This window comes from Cloacibacterium sp. TD35, from assembly GCF_028864635.1.
GTDB lineage: Bacteria > Bacteroidota > Bacteroidia > Flavobacteriales > Weeksellaceae > Cloacibacterium.
In genome coordinates this window covers 831,929-848,865 of the sequence record NZ_CP104850.1, presented here as the reverse complement: position 1 = coordinate 848,865, position 16,937 = coordinate 831,929, and the positions used below count along the sequence as shown (strand labels likewise).

At 34.5% G+C, this 16,937-nt stretch carries 14 protein-coding genes; 13 read left to right on the top strand and 1 reads right to left on the bottom strand.

Annotated features, from left to right (window positions below; all coding sequences use genetic code 11):
* Positions 1-49 precede the first annotated feature (49 nt).
* From N7277_RS03810 to N7277_RS03795, 4 genes are all read left to right on the top strand, one after another.
* Positions 50-2,101, top strand: a complete 2,052-nt coding sequence (locus N7277_RS03810) for a S9 family peptidase (protein ID WP_274780421.1) — start codon at positions 50-52, stop codon at positions 2,099-2,101.
* Complete coding sequence (locus N7277_RS03805) at positions 2,088-2,447, top strand: hypothetical protein (protein WP_069800021.1); 360 nt, start codon at positions 2,088-2,090, stop codon at positions 2,445-2,447. The genes N7277_RS03810 and N7277_RS03805 overlap by 14 nt, the downstream gene beginning before the upstream one ends.
* 138 nt (positions 2,448-2,585) lie before the next feature.
* A complete protein-coding gene (locus N7277_RS03800; RefSeq protein WP_274780420.1) occupies positions 2,586-4,130 on the top strand; it encodes a sensor histidine kinase in 1,545 nt (514 codons plus the stop codon).
* A gap of 25 nt (positions 4,131-4,155) precedes the next feature.
* A complete protein-coding gene (locus N7277_RS03795) occupies positions 4,156-4,842 on the top strand; it encodes a response regulator transcription factor (RefSeq protein WP_274780419.1) in 687 nt (228 codons plus the stop codon).
* Between the two features lie 55 nt (positions 4,843-4,897).
* Here the strand turns inward: N7277_RS03795 and N7277_RS03790 are convergent, their stop codons facing one another.
* On the bottom strand, positions 4,898-5,413 hold the full coding sequence (locus tag N7277_RS03790; protein WP_274780418.1) for an SPOR domain-containing protein: 516 nt from the start codon (positions 5,411-5,413) through the stop codon (positions 4,898-4,900).
* A gap of 180 nt (positions 5,414-5,593) precedes the next feature.
* On the opposite strand from N7277_RS03790, the gene N7277_RS03785 reads away from it, so the two are divergent.
* The 9 genes from N7277_RS03785 to N7277_RS03745 all read left to right on the top strand — a co-directional run bounded on the left by N7277_RS03785 (position 5,594) and on the right by N7277_RS03745 (position 16,880).
* A complete protein-coding gene (locus tag N7277_RS03785; RefSeq protein WP_274780417.1) occupies positions 5,594-6,937 on the top strand; it encodes a c-type cytochrome in 1,344 nt (447 codons plus the stop codon).
* A gap of 22 nt (positions 6,938-6,959) precedes the next feature.
* The gene (locus N7277_RS03780; protein ID WP_274780416.1) at positions 6,960-9,995 is read left to right on the top strand and encodes a TAT-variant-translocated molybdopterin oxidoreductase; all 3,036 of its coding nucleotides are present in this window, start codon (positions 6,960-6,962) and stop codon (positions 9,993-9,995) included.
* A 20-nt stretch (positions 9,996-10,015) separates the two neighbouring features.
* Complete coding sequence (gene nrfD, locus N7277_RS03775; protein WP_274780415.1) at positions 10,016-11,413, top strand: NrfD/PsrC family molybdoenzyme membrane anchor subunit; 1,398 nt, start codon at positions 10,016-10,018, stop codon at positions 11,411-11,413.
* Positions 11,400-11,921: a DUF3341 domain-containing protein gene (locus N7277_RS03770; RefSeq protein WP_274780414.1), complete on the top strand. Its 522-nt coding sequence runs from the start codon at positions 11,400-11,402 to the stop codon at positions 11,919-11,921. The genes nrfD and N7277_RS03770 overlap by 14 nt, the downstream gene beginning before the upstream one ends.
* Positions 11,914-12,606 carry a c-type cytochrome gene (locus tag N7277_RS03765; RefSeq protein WP_274780413.1) on the top strand — a complete coding sequence of 231 codons (693 nt, stop codon included), beginning with the start codon at positions 11,914-11,916 and terminating at the stop codon, positions 12,604-12,606. Before N7277_RS03770 ends, N7277_RS03765 begins: the two co-directional genes overlap by 8 nt.
* A 15-nt stretch (positions 12,607-12,621) precedes the next feature.
* Positions 12,622-13,956, top strand: a complete 1,335-nt coding sequence (locus tag N7277_RS03760; RefSeq protein WP_274780412.1) for a quinol:cytochrome C oxidoreductase — start codon at positions 12,622-12,624, stop codon at positions 13,954-13,956.
* Between the two features lie 75 nt (positions 13,957-14,031).
* Entirely contained in the window at positions 14,032-15,180 is a 1,149-nt protein-coding gene (locus N7277_RS03755; RefSeq protein WP_274780411.1) for a DUF6694 family lipoprotein, read from the top strand.
* A gap of 16 nt (positions 15,181-15,196) precedes the next feature.
* Entirely contained in the window at positions 15,197-15,733 is a 537-nt protein-coding gene (locus N7277_RS03750) for an adenine phosphoribosyltransferase (RefSeq protein WP_274780410.1), read from the top strand.
* 235 nt (positions 15,734-15,968) lie between these two features.
* Positions 15,969-16,880 (top strand): potassium channel family protein, encoded by a 912-nt coding sequence (locus tag N7277_RS03745; protein WP_446715122.1) that lies wholly within the window; start codon positions 15,969-15,971, stop codon positions 16,878-16,880.
* Positions 16,881-16,937: the final 57 nt, after the last annotated feature.

The following is a 16,937-nucleotide window of genomic DNA, read 5'->3' as shown; positions in this document are numbered from 1 at the left end:
ATTTAGAGAAATAAAATTACTTATTACTCCACTCAAATTGAACTAAACAATGAATGCTCCCAAAGCAAAAAAAATAGATAAATCAATAGAAATTCACGGTCACCAAAGAAACGACCCGTATTTCTGGCTTAATGAAAGAGAAAACCCCGAAGTTTTACAGTATTTGGAAGAAGAAAACACTTATTGCAATTTCGTGATGAAAGACACCGAAGATCTGCAAGAACAACTTTTCCAAGAAATGAAAGCTCGTTACAAAGAAGATGACGAGAGCTTACCTTATTTTTTCAATGAATATTGGTATGTGGTAAAATTTCAAAAAGGAAAAGAGTATCCACTGTTCTACAGACATTTTAAAAGTCTAGAAAATGAAGCAGAACTTATGCTGGATGTCAACGAAATGGCTGCTGGTAAAGATTTTTACGATGTAGGAAGCTTCTCTGTTTCGGTTAACAATCAGTTGGCTGCATTTTCGGAAGACATTATAGGAAGAAGAATCTATACCATTTTGCTCAAAAATCTAGAAACGGGAGAATTTCTAAACGACAAAATAGAAAATACCACCGGTAAAACAGTTTGGGCAGCAGATAATGAACATTTTTTCTACATAAGAAAAGACGAAACGTTACGCGCTTTCCAAATTTATAGACATAAAATAGGCACTTCACAAGAAGAAGATGTTTTGGTTTTCCACGAAGAAGATGAAACTTTTGACGTAAGCGTTTATAAATCAAAATCTTTGGAATATATTTTTATCGCGAGTTCTTCTACCATTTCAGATGAACATTGGTTTATTCCTGCTGATAATGTTTTTGCAGAATGGCAAGTCATCCAAAAACGTGAAGACGATTTAGAATACGCAGTAGAACATTATCAAAATGATTTTTACATCATCACCAATGAAGGCGATGCTACCAATTTCAAAATCATGAAAACTTCGATGGATAAACCTTCTAAAGAACATTGGAAAGAGGTAATTCCGCATAAAAAAGAAACTTTATTGGAAGGTTTTGAAATTTTCAAAGATTATTTCGTGATTGAAGAAAGAACTGAAGGTTTACTTCAACTGAAAATTATAGACAATTCTACAGGAAAATTTCATTATTTGCCTTTTGACGAACCTACTTACACGGCTTATGTTGGGCTAAATTTAGATTTTGACACAGAAGTTTTGCGTTATGGTTACACTTCGCTTACCATGCCAAGTTCTACGTATGAATACAATATGAAAACGGGTGAAACCAAACTCTTGAAACAACAGGAAGTTTTGGGCGGAACTTTTGATGCTAAAAACTATATTTCGGAGAGAATTTGGGCAAATTCCAGAGACGGAAAAGTGAAAATTCCGATTTCTTTAGTCTATCATAAAGACACTCCAAAATCTGCTGAAACCCCTCTTTTATTATACGGTTACGGAAGTTACGGACACACGATTGATGCAAGTTTTTCTAATGTAAGATTATCAATTTTAGACCGAGGCTTCTTTTATGCTATCGCACACGTTCGTGGTGGTGAATATTTAGGAAGAGAATGGTATGATAATGGAAAAATGCTGAAAAAGAAAAATACTTTCTTTGATTTTATAGATGCTGCCAAGTTTTTAATATCAGAAAATTATACTTCACCAAAGCATCTTTATGCAATGGGTGGCTCAGCTGGTGGACTTTTGATGGGAGCGGTTATGAATTACGAACCTGAAATTTTCAACGGAATTGTGGCACAAGTTCCTTTTGTAGATGTGGTCACTACCATGTTAGACGAAACAATTCCTCTCACAACTGGAGAATTTGATGAATGGGGCAATCCGAAAAAGAAAAAATATTATGATTACATGCTTTCTTATTCTCCTTATGATAATATAGAAGCAAAAAATTATCCAAATACATTAATCACCACTGGTTTTCACGACAGCCAAGTGCAATATTGGGAACCTGCAAAATGGGTGGCAAAATTGCGTGATTTAAAGACAGATAATAATATTCTCATCTTCAAGACCGATATGAAGTCTGGTCATGGTGGTGCTTCTGGAAGATTTGAAAGCTTAAAAGAAGACGCACTAGAATATGCATTTTTATTAAAATTAGAAAAAAATGGAAGAAATTAACGAAATAGAAGTTTGGAAAGATGTAGAAAAATTTTTCGTTGAGAATTTTCAAACGGAGAAAAATCCCCCTATTGAAACGCTTTTGTTTTTGATAGGAATCCAAGAATTAGGTAGTGGAAAACAAAAATATTCTAAAGATGACAAGGTAAATCTTATTCACATAGCGGTTTGCAGATTGCTGGAACCTTTCGGTTTTTATGAATTCGAAGATTATGATGATGACGGTTGGCCAATGTACAAGCAATTAGAAGAACTCCCAGAGCTAAAACCGAACGAGCAACAACTCCTCATGAAAAAAGCCATTATTCAATATTTTATAGACGAAGACTTGTTAGAAGTTTCTTAAAAAATTTCTACAAATGGGAAATTAATTCACAATAATTTGTTAAAATTCTCGTTTTTAAGAAAAATCATATAAAAATACTGTGATTTTTTTGTTTAATTTGTGTTAAATTTCTAATTTTAACAAAACTTTTAGGCGAAAATGAATAATAAATTTATCCCAATAATCTCCGTATTCATGACGATTTCACTTGTTGTTTTCGTGTCATTGCAATTTTATTGGCTTAAAGAATATTACACCGCACTAGAGCAAGATTTTTCTAATAAAGTGTACACCGCGCTAGAAAGCTCAAGTAAAAAAATTGAAGAATTAGAAATTCAGAAGTACAACGAAAAGTTTAAAAATTTCGACAAAACTTTAGCCAATAACGCTAAAAGCCCTACACTTTTCCAAATCCAGCAAACGCAGGATTCTGCTAACAAAACTACGCTTACTTTCAATAAAACTATTATTGAAAAACAAAATATTCCTATTTCTAAAAAGGGAGACAGCATTACCAAAATAAAACTTTACAAAGACGAGGGCTTATACAGCATTAAAAAAACTGAAAGCACTCCTCAAATTATTTCTTCGGTTCAGAGTCAAGACATCAGCAGTGGACAATTTACTTTGACTGAGTTTGCAAAATTTAATGCATCTAACTTACCTATCAACCAAAGAGTTAATTCAAAAATGTTAGATTCAGTTCTCGCTAAAGAATTGAAAAACAATGGAATAAACTCTAAATTCGGATATGGAATTTTAGACAAAAACAATAAATTGACTCAGATTTCAAATAATACCTATTTAGATCAACGAGACAAAACCAATTATAATTTTCCACTTTTTACAGACGATAAAGACCGAACGCTTTTTACGCTTTCGCTCGTTTTCCCAAGAAAAGATGCGTCTTTGGCAATGAATAATTTGCCTATGCTATTAGGAACATTCATGTCATTATTGACGATTTTAGGAATCTACATTATCTCGATTAATTACATGATGAAACAGAAAAAAATCTCAGAAGTAAAAACTGATTTCATCAATAACATGTCTCATGAATTCAAAACACCACTTGCTACGATTTCTGTGGCTACAGATGCTTTGGCTAATGATAAAATCTCTACCAATCCAGAAAAGGTAAAATATTATTCTCAACTCATCAAGCAAGAGAACTTGAGAATGAAAAAACAGGTAGAAAACGTTCTCAACATGTCTAAATTAGAGAGAAACGAGGTGAAACTCTTCTTAAAAGAAACCAATGTAAGAGAACTCATTAAGCAAATTTCTCAGTCATTTAGACTCATTGTAGAAGAGAGGGGCGGAACATTAACCGAAGAATTCAAAGCGGAACACTATCATGTAAAAGTAGATGAGTTCCATCTCTCTAACGCACTGGTCAACTTACTGGACAATGCCAATAAATATTCGCCAGAAACACCAGAAATTAGAATTACTACTAGAAATGAACCAGGGTTTTATGTTATTTCGATTTCTGATAAAGGAATGGGAATGGAACAACACAACAAAACCAAAATTTTTGAAAAATTCTTCAGAGAAGAAACTGGGAATATTCACAATGTAAAAGGACAAGGTTTAGGATTGTCTTATGTGAAGAAAATTGTAGAACTGCATCACGGTCAAGTGATTGTAGAATCAGAAAAAGACAAAGGCAGCACATTTACCATCAAACTGCCGATGAAATAACAACAAATAAAAAACACCAAATATTATGAGTAACAGAATCTTATTAGTAGAAGACGACCAAAGTTTCGGAGCGGTACTTAAAGATTATTTAAGCATTAACAACTTTGATGTAACCCTTGCTACAGACGGAGAATTAGGGTTAAAAGAATTTACAGAAAAGGAATTTGACATTTGTATTTTCGATGTCATGATGCCTAAAAAAGACGGCTTTTCACTAGCTGAAGACGTGAGAAAAATTGACAAAAACACTCCAATTATATTTTTAACAGCAAGAAACCAGCGTGAAGACGTGTTAAAAGGCTATCAAATTGGTGCAGATGATTACATCACAAAGCCATTTGACACCGAATTACTTTTATACAAAATCAAAGCTATTTTACAAAGAAGCGCAGTAGTAGAAGACGAAGAACAAGAGCAATTTAAAATCTCTAATGTATTTTTCGACTCTGTTCTAAGACAATTGCGAGTAGGCGATAATGAATACAAACTTTCGCCAAAAGAAAATGAATTACTAAAACTTCTTTGCCTACACAGAAATGATTTCATGCCAAGAGATTTAGCATTAAGAAAAATCTGGAAAAAAGAAAATTATTTCACTGCAAGAAGTATGGACGTGTACATTGCTAAACTGAGAAAACTCTTAAAAGATGATGAAGGATTAGAAATCATCAACGTTCACGGAGAAGGGTTCAGACTTTTAGTAAAAAATTAAATAAAAAAATCCACCAAAATTTTGGTGGATTTTTTGTTATAGTAAATGGTAGAAATTATTTGGCTTCTACACAGAAAACTCTGTATTGTACCGCAATTGCAGCAGGGAAATAACTTCTAATTCTTGCTAAATCACCACTAGCAGATTGCTTACTGAAATAGCTGCCCACCAAAACCTTATAATTTGGTCTTAGTGAAGCATCGGTTTCTGCTTTCATATTTGGGAATTTCGTACGGAAATAAGATTTCACTTTATTGGCTTCTTCATTACTTTTTACAACCGCCACCTGAATTTTGTAACCTAAAATTCTAGGATTATCTCTACATATTTCGGCATTCGTTTTAGGTTTAGTAGAAATTTCCACTTTCGGAGCTTCATTTTTGCTCGCTTCTTCCTCTTTAATCTTATCACATTTTCCTTCCAGATCCGTTAAAAGCTCATTTACTCTGCTGTCCATAGAAACTTTTAACTCTGTTCCATTATGTGTTTCTTTTTTCTCAACTACCTGAGCATTAGAGAAATTAAAACTTAAAAAAGCTAATAATGATAGTATTTTTATTACGTTTTTCATTAAAATTATTTTTGACAAAGTTAATACAAATAAAAATTATACCAATCTTTCTTATTTAGAATAATTATAAATTAAAAAAAATTGATAAAATACATACAAACCTTCTGTTAATATTGTGTTAAAGTATTATTTTTGCGGAATTGAATGTAAACTCAATAGTATTAACCCAAGATTATTTAAATGATTAGTTGGAGAAAGCATTACAAGAGAGTGTTGTTAGCATGTAGTTTGCTCTTAACAACCAGTGCTTCTATTTACGCTCAAGATCTAAAAGGTGACGCTAAGAAGGGAGAAACCCTTTTTAAAACCAATTGTTCTGCGTGTCACGCGCTAGACAAACAAATGGTAGGCCCAGCTTTAGGAGGCGTAGTAGACAGATTAAAAAAGGAACAAAATTTAGGTGTAGATTGGTTCCAAAAATGGATTAAAGATAACAAAGCACTTAGAGCTTCTGGCGATAAGTACGCGAATGAAGTCTTTTTAAAATTCAACAAAGTAGAGATGACTCAATTCCCGAATCTTACAGATCAGGATATTGCAGACCTTCTAGAATACACCACTAATCCGCCAAAAGCAGAGCCTGCTGCAGCAGAAACTGATGTAAACTCACCAGAGGCCATCAAAGCTGCTCAAGATGAAAAAAATAATTCATCTGCTCTATTAATTTCTTTAGCTGCAATCGGTGGATTACTTCTTTGGTTACTTTTCAGATTAACCCAACTCGTAAATTTACACAGAAAATCTGGAGAAATTTCTGCTCTAGACGCTACAAGAATCAACTCAATTGGCGAATTCTACGAGAAGTACAATACGCTAGGTAAAGCATTAATGGGATTATTAGCCCTATTTGCACTTTACGGAATTTGGAATTGGTTAATGTGGGTAGGTGTATACAAAGGTTATCAACCAGAGCAACCTATTTACTTCTCTCACAAAATTCACGCTGGTGAGAATAAAATCGATTGTCAATTATGTCACTCAAGTGCTAAGTATGGTAAGGTATCAGAAATTCCTTCTGTAAACGTTTGTATGAATTGCCACAAAGGTATTTCAGAATACAAAGGAAAATACATAGAAGAAGGAAAATCTAGAGAATTCTATACTGCGGAGATTAAGAAAATCTACGAAGCTGCTGGTTGGGATGAAGGTTCACAGTCTTACACTGGAAAAACTAAACCAATCGAGTGGGTGAGAATTCACAATATGCCAGATTTCGTATACTTCAATCACGCACAACACGTGGTAGCTGGTGAACAAACTATCATTAAAGCTAAAAAAGTAGACGTAGTATGTAAAGCTTGTCACGGTCAAGTTCAAGAAATGGACAAAGTACAAATGGCAAATAACTTTACAATGGGATGGTGTATTGATTGTCACAGAACTACAGAAGTAGACATGACAAACGGTTATAACAAAGAATACTACCAAAAACTTCACGACAAGTTGAAAAAACAATACGGTGGAGAAACTAAAATGACCGTAGATGCTATTGGTGGTTTAGAGTGTGGTAAATGTCATTATTAATAACAGAAAATTAGAAGTATAAATGGCTTCAAATAAAATACAATTCAGAAGTATTCACGAACTTAAAGACCAATCGCTTAATGCGAAATTGGCTCAAAAAGAATTTCAAAACGAAATTCCTGTAGATGAGTTCTTGGGTGATGCAGAAAAAATGAACAATTCTGGGACTTCTAGAAGGGATTTCTTAAAATTATTAGGCTTCTCTACAGCTGCAGTTACTCTTGCAGCGTGTGAAGCGCCAGTAATCAAAACAATTCCTTACGTGGTAAAACCACACAGTATTATCCCAGGAATTCCTAATTACTATGCATCTACCTATTTTGACGGGTTTGACTTTGCTAGTGTTTTAGTAAAAACTAGAGAAGGTAGACCAATTAAAATTGAACCGAATAAAACTGCAAATGATCTAGGTAAAACTAATGCTAGAGCTCAAGCAAGTGTATTGTCATTATATGATAATGATAAAATTAAACAACCAAAACTAGACGGTAAAGACGAAACTTTCGACAAAGTAGATTCTGTAGTTCTAGAAGCACTAACTAAAGCTCAAGCTGAAAATAAGAAAATTGTAGTTCTTTCTCATTCATATCCTTCTCCTACATTCAAGAAATTATTCGGAGAGTTTAAAACCAAATATCCTAATGCAGAATTAGTAACTTACGATGCTTATACCTATGCTGCTGCATTAGACGCTGCTCAAGAAGTTTTCGGTAATAGAGCATTACCTGTTTACGACTTATCAGCAACTGAATTAGTGGTTTCTTTCCAAGCAGATTTCTTAGGAGATTATAACGCAAATAGCTTAGAAACATCATACGCAGCTGCTAGAAAACCAGGAGCTAACATGCTTAGACATATTCAAGTAGAATCTAACATGTCTCTTACTGGTGCTAATGCTGATACTAGAATTAAGCAAAAACCTTCTGCTGTAAATAAAACTTTAGTAGAAGTTTATAACGCAATCGTAGGAGGTGGTACTTCTGATAAAGTAGCTTCTGAAATTGCTAAAGAATTACAAGCTAAAGGAAACAAAGCGGTAGTTTTTGCAGACGGTTCTAAAGCTTCTTATGTTTTAGCTCACTTAATCAATCAAAAATTAGGTTCAGTAGCTTTCACTGGAAAAGCTAACCTATTAAAAGAATATGACAACGCTAGATTTAACGAGTTTTTAACTTGGGTAAATGCTGGTCAAGTTGGTGTTTTAGTTGCTAACAACGTAAACCCAATCTATTCTCACGCAAAAGGTGCAGAATTCAAAAAATCATTAAGCAAAGTAGGAACTGTAGTTGCTGTAGCTGATAAGAAAAATGAAATTGCTCAAGCAGCAAAAGTAGTAATTCCAGCAGCACACTGGTTAGAATCTTGGGGTGATATCGCTCCTCAAACTGGTGCTTATTCATTAATGCAACCTACTATCCAAAAAATATTCAAATCTAGACAAATCGAAGAATCACTTCTTGTTTGGATAAACGGAAAAGGATTTACTCCTAACTATTATGAATATTTAAAAGCCAATGCTGCAACAATTCTTAATGGAACTTCATTTAACCAAGCTCTTTATAATGGTTTTAATGCAGGGAACATTACAGGAACTCTATCTTACACAGGTGGAGATGCTGCAAAAGCGGTTTCAGAATTACAAGGTTTCAAAGCTTCTAAATTAGAGCTTGTACTTTATACTACTACTGCAATGGGAGACGGTACTCAAGCCAATAACCCTTGGTTACAAGAGTTACCAGATCCAATTACGAGAATGGCTTGGGACAACTACCTTACTATTTCTCCAGCAGACGCTAAAGAATTTGGTATCGAGAATGAATTAAACGCTAGAATGCAGTTAGATGGTACTGTGGTAAATCTTACTGTAAATGGTGTGAAATTAGAAAACGTTCCTGTTTTCATTCAGCCAGGTCAAGCAGAAGGTTCATTAGGTCTTGCTTTAGGTTATGGTAAAAAAGACTCAGGTAAAGTAGCTGAAACAGGTGTAAACGCTTATCCTTTATTTGATGGATATAACACTGTAATATCTAATGTTTCTATTGAAAAATCAGCAGCAGATAATCATGAATTTGCAGGTGTACAGCTTCAAAATACATTAATGGGTCGTTACGAAATCGCTAAAGAAGTAACACTAGATACTTACTTAAACGAAGACGTAAACAAGTGGAATAAGCCATTAACAATGGAAACACTACAAGGTGCTCTACCAATTGGTAAAGTAGACCTTTGGGATGCTTTCGATGATACTGATGGCCCTCACTTTAACCTTTCTGTAGACCTTAACTCATGTATCGGTTGTGGAGCTTGTATCATTGCTTGTCAGGCAGAAAACAACGTACCTGTAGTAGGTAAAGAAGAGGTAAGAATGTCTAGAGATATGGCTTGGCTAAGAATCGATAGATATTACTCTGCTAAAGAAAAAATAGAAGTAAAAGAAGGTTTAGACAAGGGATTAAACGTTCCTAACCTTTATGATATATTAATTGAACCAAACGAAAGTCCTGATGTGATTTTCCAACCAGTAATGTGTCAGCACTGTAATCACGCACCTTGTGAAACAGTATGTCCTGTTGCTGCAACTTCTCACGGTAAGCAAGGTCAAAACCAAATGGCTTACAACAGATGTATCGGTACAAGATATTGTGCAAACAACTGTCCTTACAAAGTAAGAAGATTCAATTGGTTTACTTATAACTTGAATGATAAGTTTGACTTCAACATGAATAACGATTTAGGAAGAATGGTTCTAAATCCAGATGTTGTAGTAAGAACTAGAGGGGTAATGGAAAAATGTTCTATGTGTATCCAAATGACTCAAGCTACAATTCTAGAAGCTAAAAAAGAAGGCAGAAGAATTGAAGATGGAGAACTTAAAACAGCTTGTTCACAGGCTTGTTCTACAGGAGCACTTAAATTCGGTGATATGAATGACAAATCATCAGAAGTAAGAGCATTATTCAATGACAAGAGAAAATATGTATTGCTAGAAGAAGTGGGTACTAAACCAAACGTATTCTACCATACAAAAGTGAGAAACAGAAAAGAAAACAACGTTTAAATAATATAAATAGGTAAAAAATGTCAGGACATTACGAAGCCCCTATTAGGGAACCGCTAATTATTGGTCACAAGACTTATCACGATATCACCGAAGATATTGCAAGACCTATCGAAGAAAGAGCCGGAAAACTCTGGTGGATTTCTTTTTGGGCAGCTCTAGCTCTATTTGTATACGGTTTTGGATGTATTGCTTACACCATTGGTACCGGTATCGGAGCTTGGGGACTAAACAAAACCATTAACTGGGGTTGGGATATTACTAACTTCGTTTGGTGGGTAGGTATTGGTCACGCAGGAACCTTAATCTCTGCAGTATTGTTATTATTTAGACAAAGATGGAGAATGTCTGTAAACCGTTCAGCAGAAGCGATGACGATTTTTGCAGTTGTACAGGCAGCAATCTTCCCAGTAATTCACATGGGTAGAGTTTGGGTAGGATATTGGGTATTCCCTTTACCAAACCAATTTGGTTCTCTTTGGACTAACTTTAACTCTCCACTACTGTGGGATGTGTTTGCAATCTCTACTTACTTCTCTGTATCTACCGTATTCTGGTTCATGGGATTAATCCCAGACTTTGCAATGATTAGAGATAGAGCAAAAACTCCTTGGACTAAAAAGATTTATACATTCCTAGCATTCGGTTGGGGTGGTAAAGCAAAACACTGGCAAAGATTCGAAGAATTATCTCTTGTATTAGCTGGTTTAGCAACACCTCTTGTATTCTCAGTACACACTACCGTATCATTTGACTTCGCAACTTCAGTAATCAAAGGATGGCACTCTACAATCTATCCTCCTTACTTCGTAGCAGGTGCGATTTTCTCAGGATTTGCAATGGTACAAACCCTTCTATTAGTTGCTAGAAAAGTAGCACACTTAGAAGATTATATTACCATGTATCATATCGAAATTATGAATATCGTAATCATCGTAACAGGTGGTATGGTAACAGTAGCTTATGCTGTAGAATACTTCATCGGTTGGTACTCAGGAAGTAGATATGAAGACTTTACATATTTATCTCCAGGTGCTGCTACTGGTCCTTACTGGTGGGCATTCTGGGCGCTAATTATCTGTAACTTAGTTGTTCCTGCTTCTTTCTGGTTCAAAAAATTAAGAACAAATATTATTTGGACTTTCTTTGTAGCATTAATCATTAACATCGGTATGTGGTTTGAAAGATTTGACATCATTGTTATCAACCTTTCTAGAGACTACTTACCAGGTTCTTGGACGATGTTTAAACCAACGATTATAGACGTAGGAGTTTATTTAGGAACAATTGGTTTCTTCGGAGTATTATTCCTATTGTACGCTAGAACATTCCCTGTAATTGCACAGGCTGAATTGAAGACTATTTTGAAAATTTCAGGTGAAACTTATAAAGCAAAAGAAGGAGATGAGCACCACTAAAAGAATATATGGACTTTATGGCGATGACGACGATTTAATGAACGGCGTTAAAGCTTTCAGAGATAAAGGTATTGAAATTACCGAAGTGTATACTCCATTCCCAGTTCACGGGCTAGATAAAGCTTTAGGTCTTAAGAAAACTAGGATTTCAGACGCAGCTTTCATTTATGCTTGTTATGGTGTTACCATTGGTGCTTTAGCAACTTGGTACATGATGAATCATGACTGGCCGCAAAACATAGGTGGTAAACCAGCTTTCTGGTGGGGTCATAACATGCCAGCTTTTGTAGTTCCAATGTTTGAATTAATGGTATTCTGTGCTGCACACATGATGTCTCTTACTTTCTTAGTAAGAAATAAAATGTATCCTGGTGCTGCTCCTCAGAATCCAGATCCTAGAACTACGGATGATAAGTTTATGATGGAGTTTGTATCTGACGATGTAGAAACCATTAAACAGATGCTGATTGAAACAGGTGTAGAAGAAATAACTGTAAAAGATGCGTAATATGAAAAATATTTTAAAAATAACAACCATCTTGGGAATCTCAGTTATCGCGCTGAATTCTTGTGGGCCAAAAGATAATCCGCCATTAGTTTACTTTCCGGATATGTATTTCCCAGTAGCTTATGATCCAATGATTAAAACTGCTAGCAAAGCAGATGGTCATTATGTAAGCAAAGAAAACGAAATCCCGGCTTTTGTAAATAACTACGGCTCTACTCTACTTTCTCCTGTAGAAGGTACGGTTCCTCAAGATAAGGAAGGAATTTTGCCAGAAGATAAAACTCCTAAAAATGTAGAAGAATATACTGCATTTTATGACGAGTCAAAAAATGTTACTGTTTCGCCTCTAAATCCTAACAATAAAGAAAAGGACCTAGCAAGAGGTAAAAAATTATACGAAATGACTTGTGCAGCTTGTCATGGTGTGGGAGGTGATGGACAAGGCCCAATTGTACAAAGTGGTGCATATTCTGGTGTTCCTAATTACAAAGACAGACAGATTACTGTGGGTTCTACTCATTATGTAATTGTAAACGGAAGAAACTTGATGGGATCTTACGCAGGTCAATTAGCTCCTGCAGATAGATGGAGAGTAGCAATGTATGTAATGAGCGCTTTCAAAGCTGATGCTGTAGCTCCTGTAGCAGCTGCTGATGCAACTACACCTCAAACCAATACTAAATAATAAAAACAGAAAAAAATGTATAGTTTTTCACCAAAATTAAAATTGTATTCTATTATACTGATAGTTGTTGGATTGGTACTATTCGGTATTGGCTACATGTTAAACCATGGTTTAGATGAGTCTGCTGTTCAGACAATGATGGATAATGTACACCATGGTACACAACATCATACCCCAATGAACTCTGCAGAATTAGTAGGACCTCAAGATAATGCAGCACACTTAGAACATGCTACGCATCAGATTCATAATACACCGTTCTCGGCTTTATTAACTGCTGCTATGTTATTCTTCGGAATTTCTGCTTGTGCTTTATTCTTTTTATCAATTCAGCACGCAGCTCACGCTGGTTGGTCTGTAATTGTAACAAGAGTAATGGAAGCAGTAGCTTCTTTCATTCCAGTAGGTGGGATTGTTTTATTAATCTTAACCTTCTTAAATGTAGGTGGCATTGCTCATTTATATCACTGGATGGATCCAGATTTAGTAGATCCTAATTCTCCAAACTTTGATGTTATCCTTTACGAAAAATCAAAATTCTTAAATATTCCTTTCTATGTAGTGAGAATCCTTATTTATGTAATTGGTTCTTGGTTCTTCGTTTGGAAAATTAAGAAAGTTTCTAAGAGATTAGATGAAACTAAAGATAGAAAAGATTACAAAGCATTATACAACTGGAGCGTAGGTTACATAGCATTCTTCGGATTTGCTTCTGCAGCTTGGGCTTGGGATTTCTTAATGTCTATTGACCCTCACTGGTATTCTACTCTTTATATTTGGTATTCTATGGTATCTACTTTATCTAGTGCTGTTGCAGTAATCATTATTGTTGCAGTTTACTTAAAGAAAAAAGGAGTTTTACCACAGTTTAATGATAACCACTTACATGATTTAGCTAAATTCTTATTTGCTACTTCAATGTTATGGACTTATTTATTCTTTGACCAATTTATGCTTTACTGGTATGCAAACATCCCAGAAGAAGTAAGATATTTCTTCGATAGATTTGCTTACTACAAGTACACATTCTTACCAATGCTTATCATCAACTTCTTAATACCACTATTGGTGTTAGTAAGTTCTAGCATCAAGAGAAATTACAAAGTAGTAACTACTATGGCTGTTCTAGTAATTCTAGGTCACTGGTTAGATTTCTTCAACATGGTAATGCCAGGAACAGTAGGACCTTTCTGGAATAATGCATACACATTCTTATTAGTAGTTGGTGCATTCTTATTCATGGTAGGTTTATTCGTTTTAGTAGTAATGTCTGCATTATCTAAACTTAAATTGATTCCTGAAGGAAATCCTCTAGTAAAAGAATCTAAAATTTTTGAATATCCTTTCTAATTTCAGAAAGAAACATCATATAAATCCCAACTTATTGTTGGGATTTTTTTATTTTTGTATATAAATATTCATTTTATGAAACGTTTCCTTTTTCTAAGCATATTTTCATTGCTTTTTTTAATCGGTTGTAAAAAAGATGCAGTAGATGCAAGCAGTACAAAAGCCTTCCAAGAAAGTATCAATGATATGTCTTCTTCGCTTCCTACTATTAAACAAATTAAGTTTAATGAAGCCCTTTATATTCTAAAAACCTTTGGGGTAGACGCAGAAGGCGATATCGAAGAGTTAAAAGCTCTTGGTAAACTTCTTGAAGGGAAAAAAGTGCCAGAAATTTTTGCAATGGCAGACAAAGTAGCACAAGAAAATGGAATCAACTGGGCGAGTACAGCTCCTCCTTCATTAGGTGAAATGAATATCTTCCAAAATATTATGCCGTCTGAAACAGATGTAAATGATATTACCGCAAATTCTTTGCAAATTACAACCAGTGAAGTCTCTGTAGATAGTGTTTTAGGACCAAAAGCTTTACAAATCATTCCAAGATTATTAGATGCAGCAGGAAATAAAGTAGATTTCGAAAATGCAGCCTTAGAAACCACTTTAGAAGTTTCTAGCCAAGGTGTAAAACTTTTGACTTCTAAAAATTTAATGCAAAACAATAATTTCAAAGGATTTTATATGAGATTTTATTCTCTTCCTCAAGAGAAAGTAATGGATAATAAAATTGACATAAAAGTTACTGTAAAGACTTCTAAGAAAACCATTCAAATGACCAAAATGGGGGTAGATGTAAATCCTAACGCTCTTTTGATGCCACAAAGCACAGAAAATCTTGAAAATCTTGAAGGAACTCCAGAAGAAAATGCTACGGGAACCGACTCTCCAAAAGTAATTGGCGATCCAAAAAATACCGTTGTGAATTTCTTAAGCAACTTAAACAGTCAGAACTTAAAAGCAGCTTACAGCCAATCAGAAAATCCTACCTGGGGTTCATATGAAACATTTGCTAATCCTACTTCAGGTTTCGGAACCGTAAAAAGTATAGACGTAACCAACGTTTCTACTAAAGCGAATGCCAATAACACTGCAAGTGTGAATGCAACGTATACCGTAACAGATAAATCTGGAAACGCAACTTCACTTGACGTTTCTTATGGTTTAAAAGCTACAGAAACAGGTTGGAAAATCACCAGCTATAAAATAAATTCTTCTCAAAAAAAATAAATTAAAAACCCATAAAATGGCAACGCAAGATTTAATCGCTAGATTAGAAAGCACAATTCAGAATATTCCAGATTTCCCAATCGAAGGAATACAATTCAAAGACATTACGCCCATTTTCTTAAATCCTAAATTATACGAAGACGTAATTGCAGATTTAGTAGAATTCAGCAGAGGAAAAGTAGATGTAGTATGCGGAATAGAAAGTAGAGGCTACCTCTTCGGAATTGCAATTGCTGTTGCCCTAGAAGTTCCATTTGTTTTAATTAGAAAAAAAGGTAAACTTCCTCCTCCATTTATTTCAGAAAAATACGATTTAGAATACGGAACTGCCGAAATAGAAATGCGCACGAACCAAATTCAGCCTAATCAAAGAGTATTAATTCATGATGATTTATTAGCAACAGGCGGAACAACTGAAGCTGCCGCTAAATTGGTTGAAAAACAAGGTGCAAAAGTAACCCAATTCAGTTTTTTAATTGGTCTAAAAGATTTACACGGCGAAGATAAACTGAAACAGTTTGACGCTGAAGTTTACAGTATTCTGAACTACTAATTTTAATTATTTTCTTATCCATTTTACAACTTTCAGCTCATGTTTATGATGCTGAAGGTAATTTCAATATATTTTTTACAAATATCTCATTGTAATTGTAATTTTCGTAAATTTATACAAGAATTCATTATCAATGAATAGGTTTTCAGCCTTATATAAAAGAATATTAATTTTAGTTGTATCTATTCTCATTTTTGTGATACTAGGAGCTTTAGCTTTTATGTATTCAGAAAAAATGAGTTTTCTAGACGCTGTTTGGTATAGCCTTATGACGCTCACAACCGTAGGTTTTGGAGTACCCGAAAATTTCTCAGATTTAGGAAAAATAATTACTATTTTTTTAATGCTTTTCGGCGTGGGAGCCGTGCTCTATGGCTTAACAGCCCTTTCATTAGAGTTTTTTAATGGAAATTTCGCTAAAGAATACAAACAAAATCTCATCAAACGCAACATGAAAAATTTAGAAAATCACATCATCATTTGTGGTTTCGGGAGAAATGGTAGACAAGCCGCCAGAAAACTTATTCTCCACAAAAAACCTTTTGTAATTATTGACAAAAAACCTCTTGAAAATAGAGATGATGAGTTCCGCGACACTATTTTTATTAACGGAAATGCAGTAGAAGATGAAATTCTGATAAAAGCTGGAGTAGAAAAAGCAAATGGAATTATCGCTTGTTTGCCTTCAGATGCAGACAATCTCTTTATTGTAATCAGTTCAAAAGAATTGAATCCCAAAATTAAAGTCATTAGCAGGGCGTCTAACAGCAGTACCATCAAAAAATTAAAAACAGCGGGTGCAGAAAATGTAATTATGCCAGATAAAATTGGTGGTGAACACATGGCTTCTCTACTTATTACACCAGATTTGGTAGAATTTATTGACAATATTGTATTGGAAGGCACTAAGAAAATTAATGTTTTAGAAATTTATACAGATAAACTTCCCAAAGAATTTATTGGCAAAAAACTAGAAGAACTAAAGATTTTCCCTAAAACAGGCTGTAAAATTGTAGGCTACAAAGACGTTTATGGCGAATACATCATCAATCCTGACGAGAGTAAACTCATAGAGTCTAATAGCTGTATCTTCATTCTAGGGCAACCTCATCAGATTGAAAACCTTCAAAACATTTACCCAAAATAAGGCAAATATTTTTTTTAATAACCCTAACAGAAAACCACTGAAAATAAATATTGTATA